Below are 24,056 nucleotides of genomic sequence, written 5' to 3' on the forward strand. Positions count from 1 at the left end.
TTAAGGTTCCTCACCCTCCCCTTGAGAGAGAGGGTCGGCACGCCGTGCCGGAGTGGGGTGAAAACGGTCGGCCTCTGCTAGCAAAATTTGCCGCTGCTGCACAATGGCAAATATCGTATCCAGAACAGCCTCGATCTCGTCCATAACCTCCGCATTCCAGAATCGGGTAACGTGATAGCCTTGGCTCTCCAGAAAGGCGGTGCGCTCGGCATCGTAGCGCCTTGCCGCGTCTTCCGCATGCTGGCTGCCGTCAAGCTCGATGATCAGGCCGATCTGATGACAGGCGAAATCAGCGAAATAGCGCCCCATCGGAACCTGCCGACGAAAATGCGTGCCTTCGATCGGGATGCGCCACAGATGCTTCCAAAGCTTGGCTTCCGCATCGGTCGAACCTGCGCGCAGGCGGCGACTGTTGGCGACTTTGAAGCGGTCGAGCTTGGAGGGCTTTTGGGGCACTGGGATCTCCGTGTTGCTGAAACAGCGAAGTTGAACTGTCGGAACAAGCACCTCCCCCCTTGAGGGGGGGAGGTCGCCGCGGAGCGGCGGGTGGGGGTGACAATTGTCTGGCCTCAGAGATTGCCGCAATCACCCCACCCCGGCCTGCGGCCGACCCTCCCCCTCAAGGGGAGGGTATTCACTACCACCCGCCTCCACCGCCACCGCCTCCACCGCCGCCGGAGGAGCCGCCACCTCCACCACCACCGCCGAAAGCGGAGGAAGAACTCGATGCCGGCGCGGGAATGGTCGAGGCGATGGTGGATGCCATCGAAGAGGAGAAATCGCCGATCGTTCCGCCGATATTGCCCGGGTTGAAATTGCCGGAATACCACATCGGCGCATAGGCGGCCGCAGCAGTTGCCCCCGCGGCCGTGGCGAGCCAAGTCTCGAAGGCGCTCGACCAGGGTTTTTCGACACCGAGCGCGACTGCATAGGGCAGCAGCGTTTCGAAATGCTGCGGAGACATTTGCGGTGCGCCCTGCATGTTCATCCGGTCGCGTTCCGCCAGCGTCAGATATTGCCTGAGACCGGCGATGCCATCCATCATCTTGCGCCCGAGCGGCGTCGGCGCGCCCATCAGGAAATAGAAGACGACGTTGAGCGCGAAAATGCCGACGATGCCGGCCAGCAGCGGTAGCAAGCCCGCTTCCCACAGCGGCACAACCGCCGCGGCCAAGCCGCTGACGGCAATCGAGACGAAGACAAAGCCGAAGAAAGCGAAGATCAGGACAGAGAGAATGCGCTGGGCGAGGCTGGCGCTATGCCTGCGGAACCTGCGGCCGATGGAGCTGGCAAAGATGGTCACGAAAATCGACAGGAAGCCCGGCGTGATGATGAGCGGCAAGGCATTTTCATGCAATCGTCCGAAGATGACGATGGAGGCCAGAATGACAATCGACAGGGCGACGCCGCCGATGATGTACAGCGAATTGGCCCTGTAGTATTCGCCGCGATGATCGCGTTCTATCGCGCTGCGGAACTTCGAACCGAGCCGCTGCACCGCCTCGCCATTCGCCTTGTCAATAACAAGCGGAGAAAAGGGACCAGCGGCCTGCATGAGCACCTTGTCGCCACCGCTGAGATTACTGCCCGCCTTGCCAGTGGGACGGATGACCACCTTTCCCTTGAGGTCGTCGAGAATAACATAGCCACGCACGGCCAGATCGATCGCCGTTGCCGAAAATGCCGTCCAGCTGGAACTGGCGAAGCCCCTGTTGTCGATGTAGTTCACCAGCGCCGGCGAAATGCCTTCGGGCGGGTCCCAGCGCGGCACCATGACACCAGCCGGAGGATCGCGGCCAACCGCGATCCAGCTGCGCATGTAATAGACAAAGAGCAGGATCACCCCACCAATGGCGATGGTCGTGTCGAGATGATCCCGGAGAAACCAGCCCCATTGCTGGCTGCCGCTCGGCGGCGCGATCGCTCCCTTTGCCAACTTGATGGCGATCGTCAGGCCTTCGGCTGCTGCGAGCGGTCTGGTTGTGACGAAGGTGACGATATTGCCTTGCGCATTGGCGCTGGCATTCTTGCCGTTTGCGCCGAGCGGCCCTGTGAAGAAAGCAAGCTGCTGCGGCTGGACGCCGTCAGGCAATGTGACGGTTGCCTTCGCATTGACGATCGGGAACAGCCAGCCATTGCCTGTCACGTTCCAGTAAAGCTCGTCATGATCGTCGAAATAGCGCATCTGACGATTGGTGTCGTAGGTGATGCGGAAGGTATGCGGGCCTGGGTTCAGGACACGGTCGGCGTTGCCGATATAGATGCGCTCGCCGCCCTTGACGCGCTCGCTGCGCCAATCCTCCGGCTGGCCGTCGCGCTCGACGGACACGACCTTGAAATCCACCTGGATCTCGCGGCCCTGGGCATCGGTCATGACAAGCGGGAAATCCCGGAAAATGCCGCGGCGGATGTTTCGGCCCTCGGCATTGACGGAGATTGTCTCGACGACCTGCATGGAGCCGTCACGATGCAGGGCAATCGCCTGGTCGAAACTGGTGATGATCTCGGCTGCCGTAGCGGCCGTTGCGCAAAGCAGAAGGCACAGAGCCACGAAGAACCCGCAAAGCCGTGTCATCACTCCCCCAAAGGATGGCTGCAGCGCCGCTGCCGGCGCCGCCTCGCGTCAGGAATATGTCTGCGCTCGCCCTCCGTCGGGATGGCGGAGCGTCAGTCTTCGTATGTGACCCCAAGCGAAGCCAGCACGTTCCAATAGGATGGGAAGGTCTTGGCGACGCAATCGGGGTCGAGAATGGTGATGCCGCCGATCTTGAGGCCGGCAAGCGCAAAGCTCATGGCAATGCGATGATCGGCAAAGCTGTCGATCTCTGCGGGCAGGGTCTTGCCGGCGAGGCTCGGATCGGAGGCGATGATGAGGTCGTCGCCCTCTTCCGTGCCGAGGTTCGGAACGATGCGGGACAGGCCGCTTGAGAGCGCGCGGATACGATCGCATTCCTTGACGCGCAGGTTCTCGATGCCGACGAAGCGCACAGGCGTTTCGTTGAAGGCGGCGAGAACGGCGAGCGTCGGGATGGCGTCCTGCATCTGCGAACCATCGATGACGGCGGGCAGATGCGGGAATTTCGAGATCAGATCATAGGCCTTCGCATCCGGCTGCGAGAACTGCTCTGCCGGCGTGCCGAGATCGATCTTGCCGCCACCAAGCACTTCCGCCGCCCAGAGATAGGTCGCGGCAGAAGCATCCGGCTCGATCAGGAAGTCGGCGGCATGATAGCCAGTGGGCTCGACACGCCAGGCGACGGGGCTCACGCGCTCGACCTTGGCGCCGAAAGCGCGCATGGCTGCAACTGTGAGATCGATATAACCCAGCGCACCGATATGCTCGCCCAGCAGCTCGACATCGACGGCGCGGTCGCCGCCGGCTGCCATCATCAACAGCGCCGAAACATACTGGCTGGACAGGCCGCCATCGATCTGCACGCGGCTTGCTTCGAAACGACCTGTGCCATTGATTGTTACGGGTGGGCAGCCGGTCTCAGTCGATGCATCGATGCCGAGCGAGCGCAGTGCGTCGACCAGCGGGCCGATCGGCCGCTTGCGCATATGGGCATCGCCATCGACGACGACCTTGCCGTCGACCAGCGCGGCGGCCGCCGTCAGGAAGCGTGTCGCCGTGCCGGCATTGCCGAGGAAAAGCGGGGTCTCAGGCGCCTGCAGCTTGCCGCGGCCGGTCACGATGAAAGTGGTGTCGTCGGGCTCGTCGATGACAACGCCCATGGCGCGCAGCGCTTCCGCCATATAACGGGTATCGTCGCTCTTCAGCGCGCCAGTCAGCCGGCTCGTGCCCTTGGCAAGGCCTGCGAGCAGCAGTGCGCGATTGGTGATCGACTTCGATCCAGGCGGCATGGCGCGTCCGGTCAAAGGCTTACCCGGCGGGATAATCGTGAGTTTGGCTCTACCCATCATCATTCTCTTTGGTCAGTCAGTAAGGCGGCCGATGGCCGTCGGTCGGCATCCTTTACCGCCTCACATGAAAAACCGATAGCGGAAATCTCAGAACTTTACCGTGGGAACGGCGCGGTCCGCTTCGTTTGATATCTCGAAATAGGCCTTCTTGACGAAGCCGAAGGGGCCGGCGATGAGATTGTTCGGGAAGGTTTCGACCTTGACGTTCAGATCGCGCGCGGCACCGTTGTAATAGCGGCGCGACATCTGGATCTCGTTTTCCGTCCTCTCCAGCGACTGCTGCAGCTCGACGAAGCCCGTATTGGCCTTCAGGTCGGGATAGGCTTCGGACACGACCATCAGGCGGCCGAGCGCCTGGCTGAGAATACCTTCGGCGGCGGCACGGCCGGCAACATCGCCCGCGGGCACGGCCTGCGCCGCGGTCCGCGCCTGAGTGACCTCGATGAGCGTCTTGTTTTCGTGGCCGGCATAGCCTTTGACCGTCTCGACCAAATTGGGAATGAGATCGGCGCGGCGCTTCAACTGCACGTCGATGCCAGACCACGCCTCTTCCGCGACCTGTCGCGCGCGAACGAGCCCATTGTAGATGAAGACGACATAGAGTGCGGCCAGAACTATGATCGCTAGAAGAATAAGCATCTGAAATCCCCGGGGCGACTGCAACCACGGGGACACTAGGCAGATTTGCTGGCAATGTCACCCGGCTTTAGCCGTGACGACGGCTCAAGGTCGGGCCAATACAACCCAATCCTGGGGAAATCCACCCAAAGCTGCCGCGAAGGCATCTGGCACAAGCCGCGGTCCATGGGGAGCGCATAGGCAAATGCGCTCCGGGACATTGCAAGGTTCAGGCGGCCTGCTGGTTCCAGTTGACGCCGCCGGCGTCGGTCAGCAGAAAGGCCTCGCCGCAAGCCTTGGCGAGCGTGCGCACGCGCAGGATGTAGCTCTGGCGTTCCGTCACCGAGATGACGCCGCGGGCGTCGAGAAGGTTGAAGACGTGGCTAGCCTTGATGCACTGGTCGTAGGCCGGGAAGACGCATTTATGCAGGCGATGGTTTTCGCTGTCGCCCGGTGCGCCGGCCGCCAACAGTGCCTGGCACTCCTTCTCGGCATCGATGAAGTGGCGATGCAGCATCTCGGTATTGGCATATTCGAAATTATGCCGGGAATATTCCTGCTCGGCCTGCAAGAAGACATCACCATAGGTGATCTTGTCTTCGCCTTCGAGGCCGTTGAAATTGAGGTCATAGACGCTGTCGACGCCCTGAACATAGGTCGCGAGACGCTCCAGGCCGTAGGTCAGCTCGCCGGCAACGGGCGCGCATTCGATGCCGCAGACCTGCTGGAAATAGGTGAACTGCGAGACTTCCATGCCATCGCACCAGCATTCCCAGCCAAGACCCCATGCGCCGAGCGTCGGGCTTTCCCAGTCGTCCTCGACGAAACGGATGTCATGCAGCAGCGGATCGAGACCGATCGCCTTCAGCGAGCCGAGATAGAGCTCCTGCAGGTTCGGCGGATTGGGCTTCAGGATGACCTGATACTGATAATAGTGCTGCAGGCGGTTGGGGTTCTCGCCGTAGCGGCCGTCGGAGGGGCGGCGCGACGGCTGGACATAGGCTGCCCGCCACGGCTTCGGACCAAGAGAGCGCAGCGTGGTGGCGGGATGGAACGTGCCGGCGCCGACTTCCATGTCGTAAGGCTGCAGAACCGCGCAACCCTTGTCAGCCCAGTAATTGTGCAACGTCAGGATCAACGCCTGAAAGGAGCGCTTCGGGTTCATGTGGTCGGGCACGTTGGCAGTCATGGGAACTGATTTCTTCCGCTAGCGAATGGATTGGCGGACAGGTGCCACGACGGGGCGAATGGGTCAAGGCTTTGCAGTGCAAACGGCGATGCAGCGCGCCTCACCGAGGCATATCAGTTTTATTCGTCCTCGCGCTTCACGCGATATTCACCGGTCTTCGGGTCCTTCACCAGCGTTCCCATGGCGCCGGTCCGGCGTTCCGTTTCGGCGCGGCGGGATTTCTCGGCAAGCCTCTGGGCATCGCGCACGAAGCGCCGATACAAGAACCAGATACCGCCGACTGCGACGATGAAGAAGATGATCTGGGGCATCACCCAGCGCTCCCGATTACAACCCGTACCGACCCCACAATGCCTTTTCCTCTGCCGCTTCGGCAAGCCCGGACGCAATGCCGGCACCGAGGCCATCCATGCTACCAAGCGAAATACCCGGAGCCTTGCGGCCGAAAAGGCTGCGCGGCGCGGTGACCAACACAAGCTTCACCTTGTCGCCATAGCGCTTCCTCAATTCCTGACGCATGTCGCCGAGGCCGTCGATCAGGCCAAGCTCCAGTCCGCGGCTGCCGGTCCAGAACAGGCCGGAGAATACGGTCTCGTCCGCCGAGAGCTTTCCTGTGCGACGTTCAAGCACCATGTCGATGAAGACCTTGTGGATCTCGAGCTGCAGGCTCTTCAGATATTCGATGTCCTTTTCCTTCTCCGGCTGAAAGGGATCGAGGATCGCCTTGTTCGCACCGGCCGTATAGACGCGGCGCTCCACGCCGATCTTCTTCAACAGCTCCGGAAAACCGAAGCCGCCGGAGACGACGCCGATCGAGCCGACGATGGAGGTGGCGTCGGCGATGATCTCATCGCCCGCAAGCGCGATCATGTAGCCACCGGAGGCAGCCACGTCCTCGACGAAGACCAGGACCTTCTTGTTTTTCTCGACCGCCAGATCGCGGATGCGATTGTAGATCATCCTCGACTGCACCGGAGATCCACCAGGCGAATTGACGACGATGGCGACTGCCGGAGCCGTCTTCATGCTGAACGCCTTTTCGAGCGCCTGTGACACGCCTGCAAGGTTCAGCGATTGCCGCAGCGGGCCGCCGCCGGACGAGATAACGCCGCTCAGACGGACGACGGGCACGATGACCCCCTCCTTGCGAAAGCGCTTCGGAAGCATGCGTCTCAAGAACTCAACCATTCGTCATCCCTGCATCATGATGTCTGCTGCCCCGTGATGTATGCACGGAAACGGCAAACGCAACATTGCGGATCGCATTTCATGCTCCGATCCTTGAGCGGGTCATAGGCTATCGGCGCGGATAGGCGGCGCGGCCATTGTTCAGATCGTCGACAAAATCGGAGAATTTATGCGTCCCCTCGCCGTGCATGGTAAGCGGCGCCCGCAGCGCCAGCCTCGCCCGCGAGCCCTTTATGCCCGTCACCAGAATGCGCACGGCATTCTCGCCCTCGCGCGGATGGATCGGCGTGATTTCGATACCGCCGAAGCGACGGCCGCAAGCGGCGATGATCTCGCCGATGGATTCGGGCCGGGCGATGAGCGAGAGCTGGCCGCCGGGGATCATGATCGCACCGGCCGTGCGTATCCATTTCTCGAACAAGCCGTCAGTCATCGCATGCGCCTCGGCCTTCAGCGCATCGGGCGTCAGCCGGTCGCTGGCGTCGTTGAAGGGCGGGTTCATGATGACGTGGTGGAAACTGTCGTCGACGAGCCCCGCTTCGTTGCGATCCTTGCCAGTCAGGGTGACATCGGCCTCGACGACCGAGACACGGCCTGCGAAACGGGCATTGTCCGACAGCGCAAGGCTTTTGCGGGCGAACTCGGCCATGTCGGGCGAACGCTCGAAAAGCACGACCTCCGCTTGGTCGAGCCTGGACGCCACCGCCATTCCGGCCGCGCCCGCTCCCGCGCCGAGATCGGCGACGCGGATTGCGCGTTCGTCGGCGACCAGCGCCGCCAGCAGCATGGCATCCATGCCCGAACGATGCCCCCTGCCCTTAGGCTGGACGACATGGAAGGCGCCGCGATGGAAGGCATCGATGGTTTCGGACGGGTGTTCGGCCATGGCGAACCTCAGCCGCGCGCCGGGCGCAGCTCATCGCCGAGGCCGGCATCGATCAGGATACGGCGGGCCTGATCGGCGCGCTCTTCTTCCACCAGAAAGCGGCGGGGCAGCATGCCGAGCGATCCCTCCAGAATGCTCATGGCCTGATCCGCAACGAAGCAATGAATCCCGGCATCCTTCATCAGGCTCTCCGCAAAAGAGAGCAGAACGGGATCATTAGTGCGGATCAGCTCGTGCATAAGCCTTAGAATTCCTGTCAAATTTACGCGACGAGACAATTCGCCTCTTGCCGCCTCTTTCGCCCCTTCTTATTGTGCTTTGCAGAAAATGAACAGGAGTCCGGATCGTTGGGCGTCGTGATACCGCTGGAAGAAAGCAAGAATAAACTGGCATCCATCAAGCCACTGGTGGATCTGACCAAGGCGGACATGGAACGCGTCAATCAGCTCATCCTGTCGAAAGCCGGCTCCGATGTGCAGATGATCCCAGAGGTCGCCGAGCATCTCATCTCCTCGGGCGGCAAGCGTTTGCGGCCGATGCTGACCATCGCGTCAGCAGCGCTCTACAATTATCAGGGCGACAACCACATCAAGCTCGCGACCTCGGTCGAATTCCTGCACACGGCGACCCTGCTGCATGACGACGTGGTCGACGAAAGCGACCTCCGCCGCGGCCGGTCCACCGCCCGCATGATCTGGGGCAACCAGGCAAGCGTTCTCGTCGGCGACTTCCTGCTCGGCCAGGCCTTCCGCATGATGGTGGAAGTCGGCTCGCTCGAAGCGCTTGACGTCTTGTCTTCCGCCGCCTGCGTCATCGCCGAGGGCGAAGTGCTGCAGCTTTCGGTTTCCAAGAACATGGAAACGACCGAAGACGATTATCTCTCTGTCATCCGCGCCAAGACGGCAGCGCTCTTCGCCGCCGCGGCCGAAGTCGGTCCAATCGTCGCCAATGCCGGCAAGGCCGAGCGCAACGCGCTGAAGTCCTACGGCACCAATCTCGGGCTCGCCTTCCAGCTCGTCGACGACGCGCTTGACTACGGCGGCAAGGCTACGGATCTCGGCAAGAATGTCGGCGATGATTTCCGCGAAGGCAAGATCACGCTTCCGGTGATCCTCGCCTATCGCCGCGGCACCGAGAAGGAACGCGCCTTCTGGCGCGACGCGATCGAAACCGGCAACAATAGCGACGAGAATCTCGAAAAGGCGCTTGGTCTGATCACCAAATATGGCGCGCTGGCCGACACAATTGCCCGTGCCGTGCATTACGGCACCATAGCGCGCGACGCTCTCGCGCCATTGCCGGAAACGCCCTGGAAATCGGCACTTCTCGAAGTGATCGATTTCTGCATCGAACGCGTTAATTGATAGCGGCGACCCGAATTTGTTGCAGGGCCGCTTCAAAAAAGCCATCCTGTTGTGAATCAGTTGACACGAATGCGTTATGCCGCCGGCGACTTCGCCGGCCATTCCCTCGATGAAAGGCTTTCTAATGCGGCAGAGACTTGCCATCCGTTTCCTCTCGGGCGTAGCCTTGGCGGCGGTCCTTTCGGTGTCCGCCCTGACTGGCGCACGCGCAGAGGATAAGCCGGCAGCGCCGGAGGCCAATGCCCCGGTCACGTTCGATCCGGATAGCGTCGATACCTTCTCGGGCGCGTTCCTCGCTGCCCGTACAGCCGATGTCGACCACGATTACGACACCGCCATCGCGCTCTACAAGAAGGCGCTGATGATCGACCCCAGCAATCCGGAAATTCGCCAGCGGCTGATGATCTCGCTGCTGCTGAACGGCAATCTGGAAGAAGGCGTCAAATACGCCAACGAGTTGAAGAGCGACCCTTCGGTCGAGCGCGTCACCACCATCGTACGCGGCATGGACGCCATCCGCCGCCACGAATACCGCACCGCACAAGAGATTCTCAAATATAACGGTCCGAACGATCTCGACCGGATGATGACCAACCTGCTTGCCGCCTGGGCCCGCGCCGGCTCCGGCCGCGGCAAGGAAGCCATCTCGATGATCGACAAGATGAAGGGGCCGGACTGGTTCAACATCTTCAAGAACTATCATGCCGGCGCCATCGCGCTGACGCTGGGCGACCTGAAATCGGCACGCTCTCACCTCAACGACGCGATCCTCGACAAGACCGGCGGCGCGACCGCGCCGGATACCTTCATGCGTGCGGTCATGGCGCTCGCGCGCCTCGAAGCCAAGGCCGGCGACAAGCAGAAGGCTCTGGATGCGATCTCGGTCGGCGACAATCTCGTCAGCAACTATGCACCGCTCAATGCGCTGCGCGACAGCATCACCAAGGGCGACACGCCGGACCAGCAGGTGACCGATGCGACGCAGGGCGCGGCCGCCGTACTCTTCACCATCGGCGCAGCGCTGAACCGTGACGGCGCCGAGGATGTCGTCTCGCTCTATCTGCAGATCGCCAATTCTCTTGATCCGAAGGCCGCCGACGCGCTGGTTCTGCTCGGCGGGCTTGCCGAGAAGCAGGATCAGACGGATCGCGCCATCGCCTTCTACAAGAAGGTGCCCGACAATTCGCCGATGGCCCGCATCTCCGAGCTGCAGCTCGGCCTTGCTCTTGCCCAGGCCGGCAAGGTCGACGATGCGCGCAAGCACCTGAAGGCACTGATCGATTCCGATCCCAACGATGTCCGCAGCTATCTCGCCTATGGCAGCGTCCTTTCCGACGCCAAGGACTTCCAGGCCATGGCAGACAATTACGACAAGGCCGTGCAGATCATCGGCCCGGCACCGAAGCGCAGCGACTGGGCGGTGTTCTTCCAGCGCGGCATCGCCTATGAGCGGCTGAAGAAATGGCCGGATGCCGAGCCGAATTTCAAGAAGGCTCTCGAGCTGAATCCGGATCAGCCGCAGGTGCTGAACTACCTCGGCTATTCCTGGGTCGACATGAACATGAATCTCGACCAGGGCCTGGACATGATCAAGAAGGCCGTCGATCTCCGGCCGGATGACGGCTATATCGTCGATTCGCTTGGCTGGGCCTATTTCCGCCTCAACCGCTTCGACGATGCCGTGAGCGAGCTGGAGCGGGCCGCACAGCTCAAGGCCGGCGATCCCACGATCAACGACCATCTCGGCGATGCCTACTGGCGCGTCAACCGCAAGCTCGAAGCCGTCTATCAATGGAACCGGGCGCTCGCTTCTAAGCCGGAAGAGGCCGACATTCCGAAGATCAAGGAAAAGGTCGAAAAGGGCCTGCCGCCGCTCGACACCGACCCGAAGACCGTAGACAAGAGCAAGCAGCCCGATCCCGCACCGGCACCCTCGCCCGACACGAACGCTCCGGCGCCGGTCGACAAGAAGTCATAAGACTTCCGATGAACGCGATCTTGGCAGCGGGCGATTTCGACCTTACCGAAGAAGCGCCCGCAAAGATCAATCTTGCCCTGCATGTCACCGGCCGCCGCGCTGATGGCTATCACTTGCTCGACATGCTTGTCAGTTTCGCGCGCCATGGCGACCGCCTCGGCTTTCGTGCCGGCGAGCATGACGAGTTCAGCCTTTCCGGGCGCTTCGGCCCGCTTCTTTCCGCCGATGCCGAGGCCGGAGACAATCTCGTGCTCAAGGCGCGCGACCTCTTGCGACAGACCGCCCAGGCGGCCGGCTTCGACGCGCCGTCAGTGCATATCCACCTGGAAAAGAATCTGCCAATCGCATCGGGGATCGGCGGCGGATCGGCAGATGCGGCCGCGACGCTGCGCGGGCTGATGCGGCTATGGCGCATTGCGCTGCCTTCGGACACGATCAAGACGATCGCCCTGAAGCTCGGCGCCGACGTGCCGATGTGCCTTGCGAGCCAGCCGCTGGTGGCGCGCGGCATCGGCGAGGCGATAGACCTGCTGCCGGCCTTTCCTTCCTTTCCGATGGTTCTCGGCAATCCGCTCGTTGGCGTCTCGACGGCCGACGTGTTTCGCCAGCTGTCGCGCAAGGACAATCCGCCATTGCTGTTTCCATCGCAGATGCCGCGGTCATATGGCGAATGGATCGACACGATCAGGAACCTGCGCAATGATCTCGAACCGCCGGCCCGCTTGATCTGCAACGAGATTGCGGTGCTTTCCGGCCTGATCGAAAGCCAGTCTCCGATCCTGACACGGATGTCCGGCTCCGGCGCGACCTGCTTCGGCATTTTTGCCGATATCGAACAGGCGAAGGAAGCCGCAGCTTCGTTTCACAGACAGAGGCCGGACTGGTATTTTCAGGTAACAGAAACGATCGCGGGAGAGGCATGATGGCAGGTTCAGTCAACGAAAGATCCTTCATTCCCGTCGGCATCGCCGTGCTGACCGTTTCCGATACGCGTACGCTTGCCGACGACAAATCGGGCGATACGCTGGTTGCCCGCATTGCGGACGCCGGGCACAGGCTCGCTGCCCGCGCGATCGTGCCCGATGACAAGGAGCGTATCCGCGCGCAGGTGGAAGCCTGGACGAAGGACGATGCCATAGACGTCGTCATCACCACCGGCGGTACCGGCTTCACCGGCCGCGATGTCACGCCCGAAGCGCTGGAGCCACTGTTCGAGAAACGGATGGACGGCTTTTCCGAGGTCTTTCACCGTATCTCCTACGACAAGATCGGCACCGCGACCATCCAGTCGCGGGCAACCGGCGGCGTGGCCAACGCCACCTTCATCTTCGTGCTGCCGGGCTCTCCCGGCGCCTGCAAGGATGCCTGGGACGGCATTTTGAAGGCGCAGCTCGACTACCGCCACATGCCCTGCAATTTCGTGGAGATCATGCCGCGCCTCGACGAGCACCTGAAGCGCGGCGCCGGCTCCAGATAGATCCAGCACACCTTCAGGCCTATCCGGTCCGTTATGCCTTCGGGCCCGGCAATGTGGGAATTGATTCCCATTTGTCGCCGCTGAGGATGATGCAGCTATGGCCGGAGGCATCGCTCATCAGGAGCGTCCAGTTGCCGCTTTCGGCCGTGTAGATCTCCATGATCGTACTGGGATCGAGCTTGCCGACGGCGGAAAGCTTTTCCGAAAGATGGTCGCCAAGAAAGGCAACGATATCGACGCGTTGGGCGCAGGCGAGCGTCGCCTGGGAAGCGGCGACGCCGGGATAAAGAATAACGGTTGCCACGAAGGCTGTAGCGATAAAGCCAGTGAACATCGTGCGTTTCATAACGCACCTCCTTTCGCCGGTATCCCGGCGGACAAGGAGTGTTCCGCTGACCTGTTCCGCCGTATATCGGCATCTCTATGGTCGGCCCGACGCGACACGCGAAAGGTGCCGCCACGCCACAATTATCGCACCTATTTGCAGCTTTTCAAATGGAATCTCGGATCGGGCGACGGTGCCTATCGTGCCGCGCGCGCCACCCAGGAAGGAATGAGCTCGCTTGAAAGCCGCCGGCCTTTCTGACCCCTAGCAAATTCCGCCAGGCGCATGCCGGTCTTCGCAAGGGAGATGGCCTGATGCTTGGAGAGCAGCAGGCCCAGTTCGAGCGGTGGCATACTGCGGCCGATCCGCTTCAGGAAGGGTCGGCGATAGCCTCGCGAAGCGGTGAAGCGCGCCGGGACCTTGTTCAGGGAAACATATTCGGCGATTTCATCGATCCAGCCGGCCTGCGGGCGTGCGCCCGGCTCGACCAGCAGCAGCCAGTCTCCCCTCGCCGACCGCAATATGTCGTTGATATCCCACTGTGAATAGAAGCGGCAGCCGGCAGCATCCGCGACCTTCGATGTGCCGTCGCTGGAACCGTGGTCAAGCACGACCACATCGCTGACCAGCCCCTCGACCGCGCCTCCCACCAATGCCGCCAATGTCTGCGCCAGCTCGGGTTCGTGATCCTGGCATTCGATGATAACAGTCAACATTGCCCATTTATAGAGCGGCGCACAATTTTTTGCCAGCGCATAAGCCTTGCGCTCGATTGTTTGAGCAAAGGCTCACGCATGGAAGCGGAGTGCTGGCAGGGCCTAGAAAAAAGGGGAGAGAAAACGCTTCATGGTGCGGCGCAAATCCGCATTTTGTTCTTGCAATGTTCTCATTTGTCGGATAGGAATTTAATCATCTTAGACGCGGAATGCGATGGCATGATCCGCCCTGGAGCTACCGATGAACGAGCAGTCCCTTGCAGGGCAGGTCGCTTTCGCGCCTGCCAATACGGCAGACGTTGCCAACGCCTTGATCGCCGATACAGGCCTCAGGGTCGACGTCGAGCGCCGGCGTGGACGCGGCGCCGGATTGAACCCGAGCGGCCGCTTCGAGCCGCAGCAGCGCGAGGCCTTCGACGACGGCTGGCAAAGCTGGGAGGAACTACCGCCCTTCAAGACCGAAGTGCAGGTGGAAAAGCCACGCACGGCCATTACCCGCAATGAATCTCCCGATATTCCTTTCGACCGCTCCATCAATCCCTATCGCGGCTGCGAACATGGCTGCATCTACTGCTTCGCGCGGCCGACACATGCCTATATGGGCCTGTCGGCGGGTCTGGATTTCGAATCGAAGCTGTTTGCCAAGCCGGACGCCGCCAAGCTTCTGGAACGCGAGCTGGCAAAACCCGGCTACAAGCCGCGGGTCATCGCCATCGGCACCAATACCGACCCGTATCAGCCGATCGAGAAGGAATGGCGGATCATGCGCCAGATCCTCGACGTATTGAACCGGGCGAACCATCCGGTCGCCATCGTCACCAAGTCGGCGCTGGTCATGCGCGACATCGACATCCTCAAGGAGATGGCCGCCAAGAACCTTGTGCGGGTAAGCCTGTCGGTGACGACGCTCGACCGCAAGCTCGCGCGCACGATGGAACCACGGGCTGCGACGCCGCCGCGGCGGCTGGAGGCCATCCAGGCCTTGAACGAAGCGGGCATCCGCACCTCGATCATGGTGGCTCCGATCATCCCGGCGCTTAACGACCACGAGATCGAGCGCATCCTCGATGCCGGCAAAGCGGCCGGCGCGCAGGAGGCAAGCTATGTCATCCTGCGGCTGCCGCTGGAGGTGAGCCCGCTGTTTCGCGATTGGCTGCTGCAGCACTATCCGGATCGCTATCGTCACGTGATGTCGCTGATCCGTTCGATGCGCGGCGGCAAGGATTATGATGCGGAGTTCGGCAAGCGCATGAAGGGCGCCGGTCCCTATGCCTGGCAGATCAGCCGTCGCTTCGAAATGGCGACGCGCCGGCTTGAGCTCACGCGCCGCAATATTGCGTTGCGCGACGACCTGTTCCTGCCGCCTGACGGTAGCGGCGTGCAGCTGTCGCTGCTCTGATTATTTGATTGCGACCTTCCTTGCGGGTTTCCCTGTACCCGCTGGAAAAGCCCCTTGGTTCGCCGCCATGATCCACCGGGGGCTTGCAGGAGATCGGGCGGTGTGCGAGCTTCGCCGCATGCCACGCCGCGCACCGCCCGATTCTCCAATGCTCTTCGAAGATGCTCCGCTCGTTCCCACCTTCGAACTGGAGCTGATTGCGCGCCGCGCCGGGCATTGGCCGGTTGCCGGAGCAGATGAAGTCGGCAGGGGGCCGCTTGCCGGTCCGGTCGTCGCCGCCGCTGTCATTCTCGACCCCGAGCATATTCCGAACGGCCTGAACGATTCCAAGCAATTGACTGCCGCGAGACGCGAGGAACTGTTTGTCGAGATTCTTGCAACAGCAACGGTCTCTATCGCTTCGTCTAGTGCTTCCCGCATCGATACGACCGATATCCGCAAGGCCAGCCTTGACGCCATGCGGCGCGCCATTTGCGGCCTGGCCGTGCCGGCAAGCTACGTGTTGACCGACGGCCTCGATGTGCCCACCGGCCTCGCCTGCCCCGGCAAGGCCGTCGTCAAGGGCGATGCGCGCTCCTTCTCCATCGCCGCCGCGTCAATCGTCGCCAAGGTCACACGTGACCGGATGATGGCGCGGGCCGGTCTCGTCTTCCCCGCCTATGGTTTTGCAGCCCATGCCGGCTATGGCACGGCGAAGCATCGCGCCGGCATCGAGGAGCACGGTCCCTGCTCACTGCATCGCATGAGTTTCCGCCCCTTGCGCAAAGAAGCCGTCTGAACGCTCAGCCCGTCAGCCCCGCGACGATCTCCGCCGACCATTCTGTGACATAGGCGATGTCTTGCCTGTAGATGCGATCGTGCCCATCCTGCAGATTGCGGCGATATCTCTCGATACCCCGCGCGGCCTCACGCTCCATGAAGGACAGCAATGCCTCCAGCCGCTCGGCGATGACATCCGGCAAGGACGCACGTTCAGCGACAGGCAGCCCATAGGCGTCGGCAAAGAGGCGGGCACGACGGATCTGCTCGATGCGCCTGTCCAAACCCTCTGGAACCACGCCAGAGGACAATGGCGCCCAGCGGTAGATCGCATAGGCGAGATCCCACAGTCGCGAACCAGGATGCGCAGCCTCGAAATCAATGATGCCGATCACTTCGCCATCATTCAGGACGACATTGTAGGGTGCGAAATCGCCATGGCAGATGACCTCATGGGGCTGCCGGGCCGGTAGTTGCCACGTGTGGCCATCCTCGAAGTCCTTTGCGAACAGGGCGGAGCAATCATGATAGCGGCGCAGCAGCGATGCCGCGGATCGCAATGCCCTTTCGCCGCGCATCTCGGCGCTGTCGTCGAGATCGCCCGTCTCTCCGGGCAGATAGGTCACCCGCTCCCAGACCTCGTCAAAGCCATACGGAAGCGGAACAGCATCGAAACCATGGCGATGCAGGGCGGTCAGCAAAGCATGCACGCCCGCAGTCCACGGCTGTACCGCCCTTACGATAAGACTGCCTTGACGAAACGGCTCATCGCCTGTCGATGGCCCCATCGACTTCCTCCCCCGACCACCTTCTAGCCACAGGCTGTAACCATATCAACCAGCGAAAAGCGAAGTGAGAAGCAAAGAAGCCGCGCCGATGTGATGACCATGGCAACCGCTTTACAGTGCTATTTCGCACTAGATTTCACGGAAGCCAATGAGTTATCGGCAAATAGGGACCCAATGTGGCCCAAAGGACGCGGCCGAAGATTAACACCATAAGCGTCCACCAGATGGCACGATGCCTCGCTGGTCCGGTAGCTTGGTCAGTTAGTTCTACGAGCGGAAAGGCCCACTTAGTATAGCTAAACAGGATCCTGTAAATCCAGACTGAGACAAATCCAATGTAGACATACGCGGCGGAAATGACCACAACATTGGTGCCGCCGAATACCCCTTGAACAGTTTGGGAAAGATACCAGCAGGCATAGAAGGCAAGTGGCAAGCCGAAAAGCAATAGCCCGAAGTCATAGACAAATCCCGAATGAAACGCTTGTCGGATAGCTCGCCGCTTCTTGATACGTTTCTCCACAGCATCGTCTATAGCTGTGCGCCAACCTGTCCGTCTCCCTCTAACGGTCAGATTTGACGTATTCAAGGTGGGGCTTGACACTAGCGTTGATGCATCCAGTAGCGGCGGCTGACTAAAATCCAAAAGCAATTGAAACATATGCTCCGGCTCGGCGCCGGTGAAGCTCTTGTAAGGCGTAAAGTTAGATACAAAGAAGCTCTTGATTAGAGGGCCACCATCGTCCAGCTTTACATCATTTGGCTCGGAGGTATGCAACGATGAGCCATCAGCATAATTAATCGTCGCTAGAATTTTAAAAGCATCACGTCTCGCAGCATTCATTCGTTCCGCAAATTGCTCATCAGTCTGGTCATCGGTCTTGACTGCTTGCGCAATTTCAATTTCGGCCTGCTCTTTCACTATAGCATCAAGATCGGACATAAGTGCCCTAATCCCAGAAAGAGAAAATGTAACCGACCCCAGGATAGTCTCTTTGTTTGTAGGAAGGTTAGCCATGTCGTTTCCCGAATCGCGCCTTGATATACTATTGATTTTTTAGTGGTAGCGCATTGACCTAAGATCAGCATCTAACCTTACGCAATATTAAATGTTTTCTGCCGATCAAAGGGCAGATCAATCTCAAGGGTCGCACCAAGCACTGCATCTACCAAACAAAAAAGCCCCGCCGAAGCGGGGCTCTTTTGAATTTCGATTGTCCACGCGCTTAGTTCAGCCGCGTCTTCACTTCCTTGACGGCATCGCTGAAGAGACCGGACTGGACGCTGCCATCGGCCTTCTTCGCAAGCACGGATTCAGCAGCGGCGATCGCGAGATCGACGGCAGCGGAACGAACCGCCTTCATCGCATCGGCTTCGGCCTGCTTGATCTTCTGCTCGGAGAGAGCCGTACGGTTGGCGACGAATTCCTCGGTCTTCTTGCGAGCTTCGGTCGTCAGCATTTCCGCTTCACGCTCAGCTGCCGCGACGATATGTGCCGCTTCGGCCTCGGCTTCCTTACGCTTGCGCTGATATTCGGCCAGCAGATGCTGGGCTTCCTCGCGCAGGCGCTTGGCTTCCGCCAGATCGTTGCGGATCTGATCGGCGCGGTCGTCCAGCGACTTCGCCATCATGCCCGGAACCTTCAGATAGACGACCAAGCCGATGAAGATGAGAAGGCCGACAAACGCGAAGAACGTATTGTCAAAAGCGAACTCCATGGATCATCCCTCCTGCTTGGCGGATGCCGCGGCAACCGCAGAAGCGACATCGGCCTTGCCGGCAACATTGCCGACCAGCTGCTCGACGACGGCACCGGCCGTTTCCTCGGCAATCGCGCCGACATCGCCAAAGGCTTTCGCCTTGATCTCAGCGATACGGCCTTCGGCAGCCTTGAGCTTTTCAGCTAGGTTTGCCTCGATCGCCTTGCGATCTTCCTCGGCCTTGGCCTTGGCGGCATCGCGGGCTGTTGCGCCGATGGAATTCGCCTTGGCACGCGCAGCGGCCAATTCGCTTTCGTAGGTGGCGACGGCAGCGTCGGCTTCAGCCTTCAGACGCGAGGCTTCCTCGATATCCTGGGCGATCCGGTCGTGCCGGCTTTCCAGAATGCTGCCAACGCGCGGAATAACGATCTTCTGCATGGCCACGTAGAAGATGACAAAGGTGATCACCAGCCAAAGCAGCTGTGACGGATACGTCGTATGGTCAAACGGCGGGAATACGCCGCCGTGATGGCCTTCATTCGGCGCACCCGTTTCCGTGTGCACCGCTCCGGCGGCCGGCGGTGCTTCATCAGCATATGCCGGGGTCACAAACATGCTCACCTCCAGGTGGTCTGCATATACAAAGAATCACGGCTCGCCGATCGCGAACCGTGATCTATGACGCCGCTGATATCAGACGGCGAAGAGCAGGAGGAGAGCGACGAGCAGCGAGAAGATGCCCAGAGCTTCCGTAACGGCGAAGCCGAATACCAGACGGCCGAACTGGCTGTCAGCAGCCGACGGGTTGCGCAGTGCGCCGGACAGGTAGTTGCCGAAGATATTGCCGAGGCCGAGAGCCGTGCCGGCCATACCAAAGCAAGCCAAACCTGCGCCGATGAACTTTGCTGCTTCCGCGTCCATGTTGAACTCCTTTGAAATGGTTGTGCGGTGAATGACTGACGCCGTTAGACGCCAATGTCTTTATCCTTAGTGGCCACCCGGGTGGATTGCGTCATTGAGGTACATGCAAGTCAGTACCGCAAAGACGTAAGCCTGAAGGAAGGCGACAAGGACCTCGAGACCGGTAATAGCGACGGTCATGATGAGAGGAAGAACGGCGCCACCGATACCGATCGCACCCAGCGCTCCAAGCGAGGCGACGAAGCCTGCGAACACCTTGAGCGTGATATGGCCGGCCAGCATGTTGGCGAAAAGACGAACGGAGAGCGAAATCGGCCGGGAGAGGAAGGAGATGATTTCGATGATCACCACCAGCGGCAGAAGAATGCCGGGAACCCCGTGCGGCACGAACAGCTTCAAGAAACCGAAGCCGTGCTTGGCGAAACCGTAGATAATGACCGTCAGGATGACCAGAAGCGCCAGTGCGAAGGTGACGATGATCTGGCTGGTGACGGTGTAGAAGTAAGGAACAAGGCCGAGCAGGTTCGCCGTCAAGACGAACATGAAGAGAGAGAAGACCAGCGGGAAGAATTTCATTCCCTTCGTCCCCGCCCCCTCTTTCAGCATCGAAGCGATGAACTCATAGGCCATCTCCGCGACCGACTGCGAACGCGTCGGAACCACGGCGCGCGGTGCGCTGGCGAAATAGAGGAAGCCCGCAGAAATCACGGCGGAGGCAACCATGAACAACGAAGCGTTGGTGAACGAAAAATCAATTCCGCCGACATCGATCGGGATAATCTTAAAGATCAGGAACTGATGGGTAGGATCGTTTGCCACCGCTTGTTCTCTTTCATTTTCCCGCTCGAGCGAGCGGATGCCTCTCGTCTGGAAACAGTGCCGCAGCGCTGCTTCCGCTCATTTCTTATCAGGCCCACGCTCTTGCGGCACCGGTGTCGACACCTTGCCCGCGGAGCGCAGCACATTCAGCACGCCAGCACAGAATCCGAGAAGCAGCAAAATAATCATGCCCCACGGCGCCGTACCGACAAAACGGTCGAACAGATAGCCCAGAACGGCACCGACGATGATAGCGGCTATGAACTCACTGGAAAGCTTCATCGCCTGAGCATAGCCCTTACGGCTTTCCTCGGCGCGAACCTCCCCGCGTTCATCCTCTCTCACCGCAGCACGCTTGCTCGCCAATTCGGCTCCCAGCTGCGCTCGCCGCTGTTCCAGACCCTCGTCGCGGTCATCCGTCATGGTGGCATCCTCCCCATTTTCGTTGCGCGTTATCCCTATACCCCGGTCAACGCGTAAACGAACAGCAGGTTTCGCCACCTTTCGGCCCGTTTTGAAGTCGCGCGCAACATAGTTTTAGGAAAAAGCATAGTCAAGGCGTAGACGCCATCTGTCCAGCCATAAATTAGCCCAATTAAATCATGAGCTTAACCTAAAAAAGCCGCGCCGGGTGAAAACTGAGCCGAAGAATCCTCTTCAGCCCGTGCTTTCTTATGGCTTTTTTCTCGGGGATTGCGGCCTTTCCTGTCGCGCCCGGCTCGATGGCCGAGCCGTCTCAGCTCCAGCCGCCGCCATAGGTCCTATAAAAGATGTGCATGCCTATGCGGCCGACCTTCACCATTTCGGCCGCCCATTTCGGCCGGACGTAGACGGCATGATAATGCGTGGCGGAGCCGACTTCCGGCAGCCAGATCTTGCCGGCGGTAACGGCCATGGCGACCTGACGGGCGATCCGCCAGTGTTCGGGCGAATTGACGCGCTCCTTCACATTGTCGCAGGCAAAGGAGAACTGGCAGGCGTTTTGCCAGTCCTCGTTCTGATAGACGACACCGCAGATGGTCTTGGGATAGGCGGGATTGCGGACGCGATTGAGAATGACCTGGGCGACGGCAGCCTGCCCCTTCACGGATTCGCCGCGCGCCTCGAAATAGATGCCGGTCGCAAGGCATTGCTGTTCGTCCGAGGAGAAGACCGAAGGCGGCAGGACATTGGCCGCCCAGAGATGATCCTTGGGTCCGATCTGCGGTACGAAACGACCTTCGCCGTCCTGATCCTTGGCAAGGATGGAATCGAAGGGCGATACGCGGGCATAGTCCGGCGCCGGCGACGCATAGGCGGCGGCCAGGACATCCGCGCTCTGATTGGTGACCAGATTGGCCAGGTAGGCCGGCACGCTATCATCCGGCTTCGGCGGCTCTTTCTTGTAGAAGGCGGTGGCAATTTGGATTTCCTTGCCGCCGAGTTGCGGCTTCAAGAAGGCGGTGCGCTCACCCGTCGCCGATTCCGGCCGTAGCAGCATGCTTTGGCGCTGCAGCACCGAACCCGCTGAAAAATCCTTCGGTGGCTGCATCGGCTCGACCGCCACCACCCTGCCCTTCTTGTCCTGCCGGTTGACGCGGTCTTCGTCCGGCCGGGGATCGCTGCCCTTCAGTTCGGATTGGAAAGCAACGCGGCGTCCATCCGGCAACACCAGACCGCCGTCGCCGATCGCAGCGGATGCCCTGGCATCACCAAAGGCCAGTTCCGCCTGATGGGTGGAGCCGGCGGGCGAATTGGTCATCACCATGCGCCAGTTGGCCCCTTCCCGGTCGATGCCCGCAAGCAGACCGGCGAGATCGCCATAGGCGGCATTCGACGGAAAGATCAGCCAGGCGCAAAGCCCGAAGACGGCCGGCGAGGTCCAGTTTTGTGGCAGGAACCGCCATTTGCGGCCAACATAACGCGAGCGAGACAATACCGGACTCCAAACGGCACTCGAAACCAGGAGCCGGAATAATCTCCCATTAACCTTGATGGATGGTTAATTCGGGCGATTCTGTGGTTAAGGCTGAAATGGCTAGCAACGAATGCAAAGGGCCCGGCGGATATTCGCCGGGCCCTTTGAACAGACAGCCAGAATAGTCGCGTCAGATGATGACGTGCGAGCCCAGCTCCACCACGCGGTTGGCCGGCAGGCGGAAGTAGTCCGAAGGATCGGTCGCGGCGTTGGCGAGAGCGATATAGAGACGGTCCTGCCAGTGCGGCATGCCGGACTTCGCATCCGGCACCAGCTTGCGGCGGCCGAGATAGAAGGAGGTCGACATGATATCGAACTTCAGGCCTGTCTTGCGTAGCGTCGCCAATGCCTGGGAGACGTTCTGCGACTCCATGAAGCCGAAGCGCAGCTCGACGCGCGAGAAGCGCTCCGAAACCTTCTCGACCGAATAACGATCCTCCTGAGCGACGCGCGGCTTGTTGATGGTGCGGATCGTCAGGATGACGTTCTTGTCGTGCAGAACGTGGTTGTGCTTCAGATTATGCAGAAGTGCGGCAGGCGCGGATTCCGGATCGCTGGTCAGGAAGATCGCCGTGCCGGGCACATGCGCCGGCGAATGATCGCTCTTGCGCTCGATCGAGCTGACGAAGGACGACAGGGGGATATCGGTGTGCCTGGTCTTCTCCATGAGGATCGAGGTGCCGCGGCGCCAGGTCCACATGATGACGGTGAAGGCCGTTGCGATCATCACCGGAACGTAGCCGCCGTCGTGGATCTTCAGCAGGTTGGCGCCGAGGAAGACGAATTCCAGCAGCAGGAGCGGCGTGAGCACGGCAACCGCCATCGGTAGCGTCCAGTTCCAGCGGACACGCACGAATTCGAACGCCATGATCGAGGTGACGACCATCGCGCCGGTCACCGAGATACCATAAGCCGTCGCCAGCGCATCCGAGGTTTTGAAGGCCAGTACCAGGAAGATGACGCCGAAGAACAGCACGGTGTTGACCGACGGCAGGAAGATCTGCCCAGTATTGGTTTCGGAGGTGAAGAGGATTTCCATGCGCGGCAGGAAGCCGAGATGGATCGCCTGCCGCGTCAGCGAGAAAGCACCCGTAATGACGGCCTGGCTGGCGATGATCGTCGCCATCGTGGCGAGAATGACCACCGGCAGGATCGCCCAGTGCGGATACATCAGGAAGAACGGGTCCGACATGGCCATGGGATCGCGCAGCACCAGGGCGCCCTGACCGAAATAGTTCAAAGTCAGCGACGGAAACACCAGCACGAACCAGGCCCACTGGATCGGCCGGCGGCCGAAATGGCCAAGGTCGGCATAGAGCGCTTCGGCGCCCGTTACCGTCAGGAACACGGCGCCGAGCACGACAACTCCGAGAAAGCCTTCGCGCAGGAGGAAGCTTACCGCATACCAGGGGTTGAGCGCGGCCAGAATGCTGTAATCGTCGGAAATGTGCATGATGCCGGCAAGGCCCATGACGATGAACCAGAGCGCCGTGATCGGGCCAAAGAAGCGGGCGACCGCGCCGGTGCCATGCGACTGGATCGCGAAAAGCAGCGCCAGGATCGCCACCGATATGGGCACGATGTAATCCGACAGTTTCGGCGTGACGAGTTTCAGACCCTCGACCGCGGAAAGCACGGAAAGTGCCGGCGTGATCATCGCGTCGCCAAGGAAGAGTGCGGCGCCCAACAGGCCCAGCAGCATCAGGATGGCGGTATGGCCGTTCGCCGTCTTCATCAACAATGCAAGCAGCGACAAGGTGCCGCCTTCGCCGTCATTGTCCGCGCGGAGCAGAAAAAGGACATATTTGATCGTGACGATGATCGTCAACGTCCAGAACATCAGCGAGATAACGCTGATGACTTCGCCGCGCGTCAAGCCGTCAGCGGCCACCGGCTTCAATGCCTCGCGAAAAGCATAGAGCGGGCTCGTGCCGATATCGCCATAGACAACGCCGATCGAGCCGAGGGCGAGGTATGCGAGCTTACGAGCGTTCATTTTCCCGTCGGGAGAATGATGGGTTTCGTTAGACATTCAGGATCACTAGACT

The 24,056-nt window shown here is 60.6% G+C and carries 26 protein-coding genes; 6 read left to right on the forward strand and 20 right to left on the reverse strand.

Going from position 1 to position 24,056, the window contains the following annotated elements; genetic code table 11:
• The 9 genes from BJ928_RS03430 to BJ928_RS03470 all read right to left on the reverse strand — a co-directional run bounded on the left by BJ928_RS03430 (window position 1) and on the right by BJ928_RS03470 (window position 8,044).
• On the reverse strand, window positions 1-456 hold the full coding sequence (locus BJ928_RS03430) for a DUF559 domain-containing protein (protein ID WP_245432221.1): 456 nt from the start codon (window positions 454-456) through the stop codon (window positions 1-3).
• 181 nt (window positions 457-637) lie between these two features.
• Window positions 638-2,575: a DUF2207 domain-containing protein gene (locus BJ928_RS03435; RefSeq protein WP_047627808.1), complete on the reverse strand. Its 1,938-nt coding sequence runs from the start codon at window positions 2,573-2,575 to the stop codon at window positions 638-640.
• A gap of 92 nt (window positions 2,576-2,667) precedes the next feature.
• Window positions 2,668-3,924, reverse strand: a complete 1,257-nt coding sequence (gene aroA, locus BJ928_RS03440; RefSeq protein WP_183079373.1) for a 3-phosphoshikimate 1-carboxyvinyltransferase — start codon at window positions 3,922-3,924, stop codon at window positions 2,668-2,670.
• Window positions 3,925-4,011: 87 nt separating this feature from the next.
• A complete protein-coding gene (locus BJ928_RS03445) occupies window positions 4,012-4,563 on the reverse strand; it encodes a LemA family protein (RefSeq protein ID WP_047627809.1) in 552 nt (183 codons plus the stop codon).
• A 208-nt stretch (window positions 4,564-4,771) separates the two neighbouring features.
• On the reverse strand, window positions 4,772-5,731 hold the full coding sequence (locus BJ928_RS03450; protein ID WP_047627810.1) for a glycine--tRNA ligase subunit alpha: 960 nt from the start codon (window positions 5,729-5,731) through the stop codon (window positions 4,772-4,774).
• Window positions 5,732-5,850: 119 nt separating this feature from the next.
• Window positions 5,851-6,042 carry a membrane protein gene (locus BJ928_RS03455; protein ID WP_047627811.1) on the reverse strand — a complete coding sequence of 64 codons (192 nt, stop codon included), beginning with the start codon at window positions 6,040-6,042 and terminating at the stop codon, window positions 5,851-5,853.
• 16 nt (window positions 6,043-6,058) lie between these two features.
• Entirely contained in the window at window positions 6,059-6,919 is an 861-nt protein-coding gene (locus BJ928_RS03460) for a S49 family peptidase (protein WP_047627812.1), read from the reverse strand.
• Window positions 6,920-7,028: 109 nt separating this feature from the next.
• Window positions 7,029-7,805: a methyltransferase gene (locus BJ928_RS03465; protein WP_047627814.1), complete on the reverse strand. Its 777-nt coding sequence runs from the start codon at window positions 7,803-7,805 to the stop codon at window positions 7,029-7,031.
• An 8-nt stretch (window positions 7,806-7,813) separates the two neighbouring features.
• Entirely contained in the window at window positions 7,814-8,044 is a 231-nt protein-coding gene (locus BJ928_RS03470) for a DUF2007 domain-containing protein (protein ID WP_047627815.1), read from the reverse strand.
• A 108-nt stretch (window positions 8,045-8,152) separates the two neighbouring features.
• Here BJ928_RS03470 and BJ928_RS03475 point away from each other — a divergent pair, with 108 nt between their 5' ends.
• The 4 genes from BJ928_RS03475 to moaB all read left to right on the forward strand — a co-directional run bounded on the left by BJ928_RS03475 (window position 8,153) and on the right by moaB (window position 12,624).
• A complete protein-coding gene (locus BJ928_RS03475; RefSeq protein WP_047627816.1) occupies window positions 8,153-9,169 on the forward strand; it encodes a polyprenyl synthetase family protein in 1,017 nt (338 codons plus the stop codon).
• Window positions 9,170-9,293: 124 nt separating this feature from the next.
• On the forward strand, window positions 9,294-11,147 hold the full coding sequence (locus BJ928_RS03480) for a tetratricopeptide repeat protein (protein WP_047628778.1): 1,854 nt from the start codon (window positions 9,294-9,296) through the stop codon (window positions 11,145-11,147).
• 8 nt (window positions 11,148-11,155) lie between these two features.
• Window positions 11,156-12,070 carry a 4-(cytidine 5'-diphospho)-2-C-methyl-D-erythritol kinase gene (locus BJ928_RS03485; protein ID WP_047627818.1) on the forward strand — a complete coding sequence of 305 codons (915 nt, stop codon included), beginning with the start codon at window positions 11,156-11,158 and terminating at the stop codon, window positions 12,068-12,070.
• Complete coding sequence (moaB, locus tag BJ928_RS03490) at window positions 12,070-12,624, forward strand: molybdenum cofactor biosynthesis protein B (protein WP_047627819.1); 555 nt, start codon at window positions 12,070-12,072, stop codon at window positions 12,622-12,624. Before BJ928_RS03485 ends, moaB begins: the two co-directional genes overlap by 1 nt.
• Before the next feature lie 31 nt (window positions 12,625-12,655).
• Here moaB and BJ928_RS03495 read toward each other — a convergent pair whose 3' ends face one another.
• Window positions 12,656-12,970: a hypothetical protein gene (locus BJ928_RS03495; RefSeq protein WP_047627820.1), complete on the reverse strand. Its 315-nt coding sequence runs from the start codon at window positions 12,968-12,970 to the stop codon at window positions 12,656-12,658.
• 176 nt (window positions 12,971-13,146) lie between these two features.
• Window positions 13,147-13,665 (reverse strand): glycosyl transferase, encoded by a 519-nt coding sequence (locus tag BJ928_RS03500; protein WP_047627821.1) that lies wholly within the window; start codon window positions 13,663-13,665, stop codon window positions 13,147-13,149.
• Between the two features lie 241 nt (window positions 13,666-13,906).
• On the opposite strand from BJ928_RS03500, the gene BJ928_RS03505 reads away from it, so the two are divergent.
• On the forward strand, window positions 13,907-15,064 hold the full coding sequence (locus BJ928_RS03505) for a PA0069 family radical SAM protein (RefSeq protein WP_047627823.1): 1,158 nt from the start codon (window positions 13,907-13,909) through the stop codon (window positions 15,062-15,064).
• A gap of 118 nt (window positions 15,065-15,182) precedes the next feature.
• Window positions 15,183-15,842 (forward strand): ribonuclease HII, encoded by a 660-nt coding sequence (locus BJ928_RS03510; protein ID WP_047628779.1) that lies wholly within the window; start codon window positions 15,183-15,185, stop codon window positions 15,840-15,842.
• 4 nt (window positions 15,843-15,846) lie between these two features.
• Here BJ928_RS03510 and BJ928_RS03515 read toward each other — a convergent pair whose 3' ends face one another.
• The 9 genes from BJ928_RS03515 to BJ928_RS03555 form a co-directional block, all read right to left on the reverse strand.
• Window positions 15,847-16,611 carry a phosphotransferase gene (locus BJ928_RS03515; protein WP_047627825.1) on the reverse strand — a complete coding sequence of 255 codons (765 nt, stop codon included), beginning with the start codon at window positions 16,609-16,611 and terminating at the stop codon, window positions 15,847-15,849.
• 136 nt (window positions 16,612-16,747) lie between these two features.
• Complete coding sequence (locus tag BJ928_RS03520; protein WP_147413887.1) at window positions 16,748-17,554, reverse strand: hypothetical protein; 807 nt, start codon at window positions 17,552-17,554, stop codon at window positions 16,748-16,750.
• Window positions 17,555-17,837: 283 nt separating this feature from the next.
• A complete protein-coding gene (locus tag BJ928_RS03525) occupies window positions 17,838-18,329 on the reverse strand; it encodes a F0F1 ATP synthase subunit B (RefSeq protein ID WP_047627828.1) in 492 nt (163 codons plus the stop codon).
• A gap of 3 nt (window positions 18,330-18,332) precedes the next feature.
• On the reverse strand, window positions 18,333-18,926 hold the full coding sequence (locus BJ928_RS03530; protein ID WP_047627830.1) for a F0F1 ATP synthase subunit B: 594 nt from the start codon (window positions 18,924-18,926) through the stop codon (window positions 18,333-18,335).
• Between the two features lie 78 nt (window positions 18,927-19,004).
• On the reverse strand, window positions 19,005-19,232 hold the full coding sequence (locus tag BJ928_RS03535) for a F0F1 ATP synthase subunit C (protein ID WP_047627832.1): 228 nt from the start codon (window positions 19,230-19,232) through the stop codon (window positions 19,005-19,007).
• Between the two features lie 66 nt (window positions 19,233-19,298).
• Window positions 19,299-20,051, reverse strand: a complete 753-nt coding sequence (locus tag BJ928_RS03540) for a F0F1 ATP synthase subunit A (RefSeq protein WP_047627833.1) — start codon at window positions 20,049-20,051, stop codon at window positions 19,299-19,301.
• A gap of 78 nt (window positions 20,052-20,129) precedes the next feature.
• Window positions 20,130-20,474 carry an AtpZ/AtpI family protein gene (locus tag BJ928_RS03545; protein WP_047627835.1) on the reverse strand — a complete coding sequence of 115 codons (345 nt, stop codon included), beginning with the start codon at window positions 20,472-20,474 and terminating at the stop codon, window positions 20,130-20,132.
• Window positions 20,475-20,787: 313 nt separating this feature from the next.
• On the reverse strand, window positions 20,788-21,966 hold the full coding sequence (locus tag BJ928_RS03550; RefSeq protein ID WP_047627836.1) for a cell wall hydrolase: 1,179 nt from the start codon (window positions 21,964-21,966) through the stop codon (window positions 20,788-20,790).
• 172 nt (window positions 21,967-22,138) lie between these two features.
• On the reverse strand, window positions 22,139-24,040 hold the full coding sequence (locus BJ928_RS03555) for a potassium transporter Kup (protein ID WP_047627838.1): 1,902 nt from the start codon (window positions 24,038-24,040) through the stop codon (window positions 22,139-22,141).
• Window positions 24,041-24,056: the final 16 nt, after the last annotated feature.

The sequence above is a fragment of the Rhizobium sp. WW_1 genome, from assembly GCF_003610155.1.
GTDB lineage: Bacteria > Pseudomonadota > Alphaproteobacteria > Rhizobiales > Rhizobiaceae > Rhizobium > Rhizobium tropici_A.

What these genes read in the sequence shown, in the direction of transcription:
- BJ928_RS03435 (WP_047627808.1), bottom strand. Translation starts at nt 2,575, where the DNA reads ATGACACGGCTTTGCGGGTTCTTCGTGGCTCTGTGCCTTCTGCTTTGC.
- aroA (WP_183079373.1), bottom strand. Translation starts at nt 3,924, where the DNA reads ATGATGGGTAGAGCCAAACTCACGATTATCCCGCCGGGTAAGCCTTTG.
- BJ928_RS03445 (WP_047627809.1), bottom strand. Translation starts at nt 4,563, where the DNA reads ATGCTTATTCTTCTAGCGATCATAGTTCTGGCCGCACTCTATGTCGTC.
- BJ928_RS03450 (WP_047627810.1), bottom strand. Translation starts at nt 5,731, where the DNA reads ATGACTGCCAACGTGCCCGACCACATGAACCCGAAGCGCTCCTTTCAG.
- BJ928_RS03455 (WP_047627811.1), bottom strand. Translation starts at nt 6,042, where the DNA reads ATGCCCCAGATCATCTTCTTCATCGTCGCAGTCGGCGGTATCTGGTTC.
- BJ928_RS03460 (WP_047627812.1), bottom strand. Translation starts at nt 6,919, where the DNA reads ATGGTTGAGTTCTTGAGACGCATGCTTCCGAAGCGCTTTCGCAAGGAG.
- BJ928_RS03465 (WP_047627814.1), bottom strand. Translation starts at nt 7,805, where the DNA reads ATGGCCGAACACCCGTCCGAAACCATCGATGCCTTCCATCGCGGCGCC.
- BJ928_RS03470 (WP_047627815.1), bottom strand. Translation starts at nt 8,044, where the DNA reads ATGCACGAGCTGATCCGCACTAATGATCCCGTTCTGCTCTCTTTTGCG.
- BJ928_RS03480 (WP_047628778.1), top strand. Translation starts at nt 9,294, where the DNA reads ATGCGGCAGAGACTTGCCATCCGTTTCCTCTCGGGCGTAGCCTTGGCG.
- BJ928_RS03485 (WP_047627818.1), top strand. Translation starts at nt 11,156, where the DNA reads ATGAACGCGATCTTGGCAGCGGGCGATTTCGACCTTACCGAAGAAGCG.
- moaB (WP_047627819.1), top strand. Translation starts at nt 12,070, where the DNA reads ATGGCAGGTTCAGTCAACGAAAGATCCTTCATTCCCGTCGGCATCGCC.
- BJ928_RS03495 (WP_047627820.1), bottom strand. Translation starts at nt 12,970, where the DNA reads ATGAAACGCACGATGTTCACTGGCTTTATCGCTACAGCCTTCGTGGCA.
- BJ928_RS03500 (WP_047627821.1), bottom strand. Translation starts at nt 13,665, where the DNA reads ATGTTGACTGTTATCATCGAATGCCAGGATCACGAACCCGAGCTGGCG.
- BJ928_RS03505 (WP_047627823.1), top strand. Translation starts at nt 13,907, where the DNA reads ATGAACGAGCAGTCCCTTGCAGGGCAGGTCGCTTTCGCGCCTGCCAAT.
- BJ928_RS03510 (WP_047628779.1), top strand. Translation starts at nt 15,183, where the DNA reads ATGCCACGCCGCGCACCGCCCGATTCTCCAATGCTCTTCGAAGATGCT.
- BJ928_RS03515 (WP_047627825.1), bottom strand. Translation starts at nt 16,611, where the DNA reads ATGGGGCCATCGACAGGCGATGAGCCGTTTCGTCAAGGCAGTCTTATC.
- BJ928_RS03520 (WP_147413887.1), bottom strand. Translation starts at nt 17,554, where the DNA reads ATGTCCGATCTTGATGCTATAGTGAAAGAGCAGGCCGAAATTGAAATT.
- BJ928_RS03525 (WP_047627828.1), bottom strand. Translation starts at nt 18,329, where the DNA reads ATGGAGTTCGCTTTTGACAATACGTTCTTCGCGTTTGTCGGCCTTCTC.
- BJ928_RS03530 (WP_047627830.1), bottom strand. Translation starts at nt 18,926, where the DNA reads ATGTTTGTGACCCCGGCATATGCTGATGAAGCACCGCCGGCCGCCGGA.
- BJ928_RS03535 (WP_047627832.1), bottom strand. Translation starts at nt 19,232, where the DNA reads ATGGACGCGGAAGCAGCAAAGTTCATCGGCGCAGGTTTGGCTTGCTTT.
- BJ928_RS03545 (WP_047627835.1), bottom strand. Translation starts at nt 20,474, where the DNA reads ATGACGGATGACCGCGACGAGGGTCTGGAACAGCGGCGAGCGCAGCTG.
- BJ928_RS03555 (WP_047627838.1), bottom strand. Translation starts at nt 24,040, where the DNA reads ATGTCTAACGAAACCCATCATTCTCCCGACGGGAAAATGAACGCTCGT.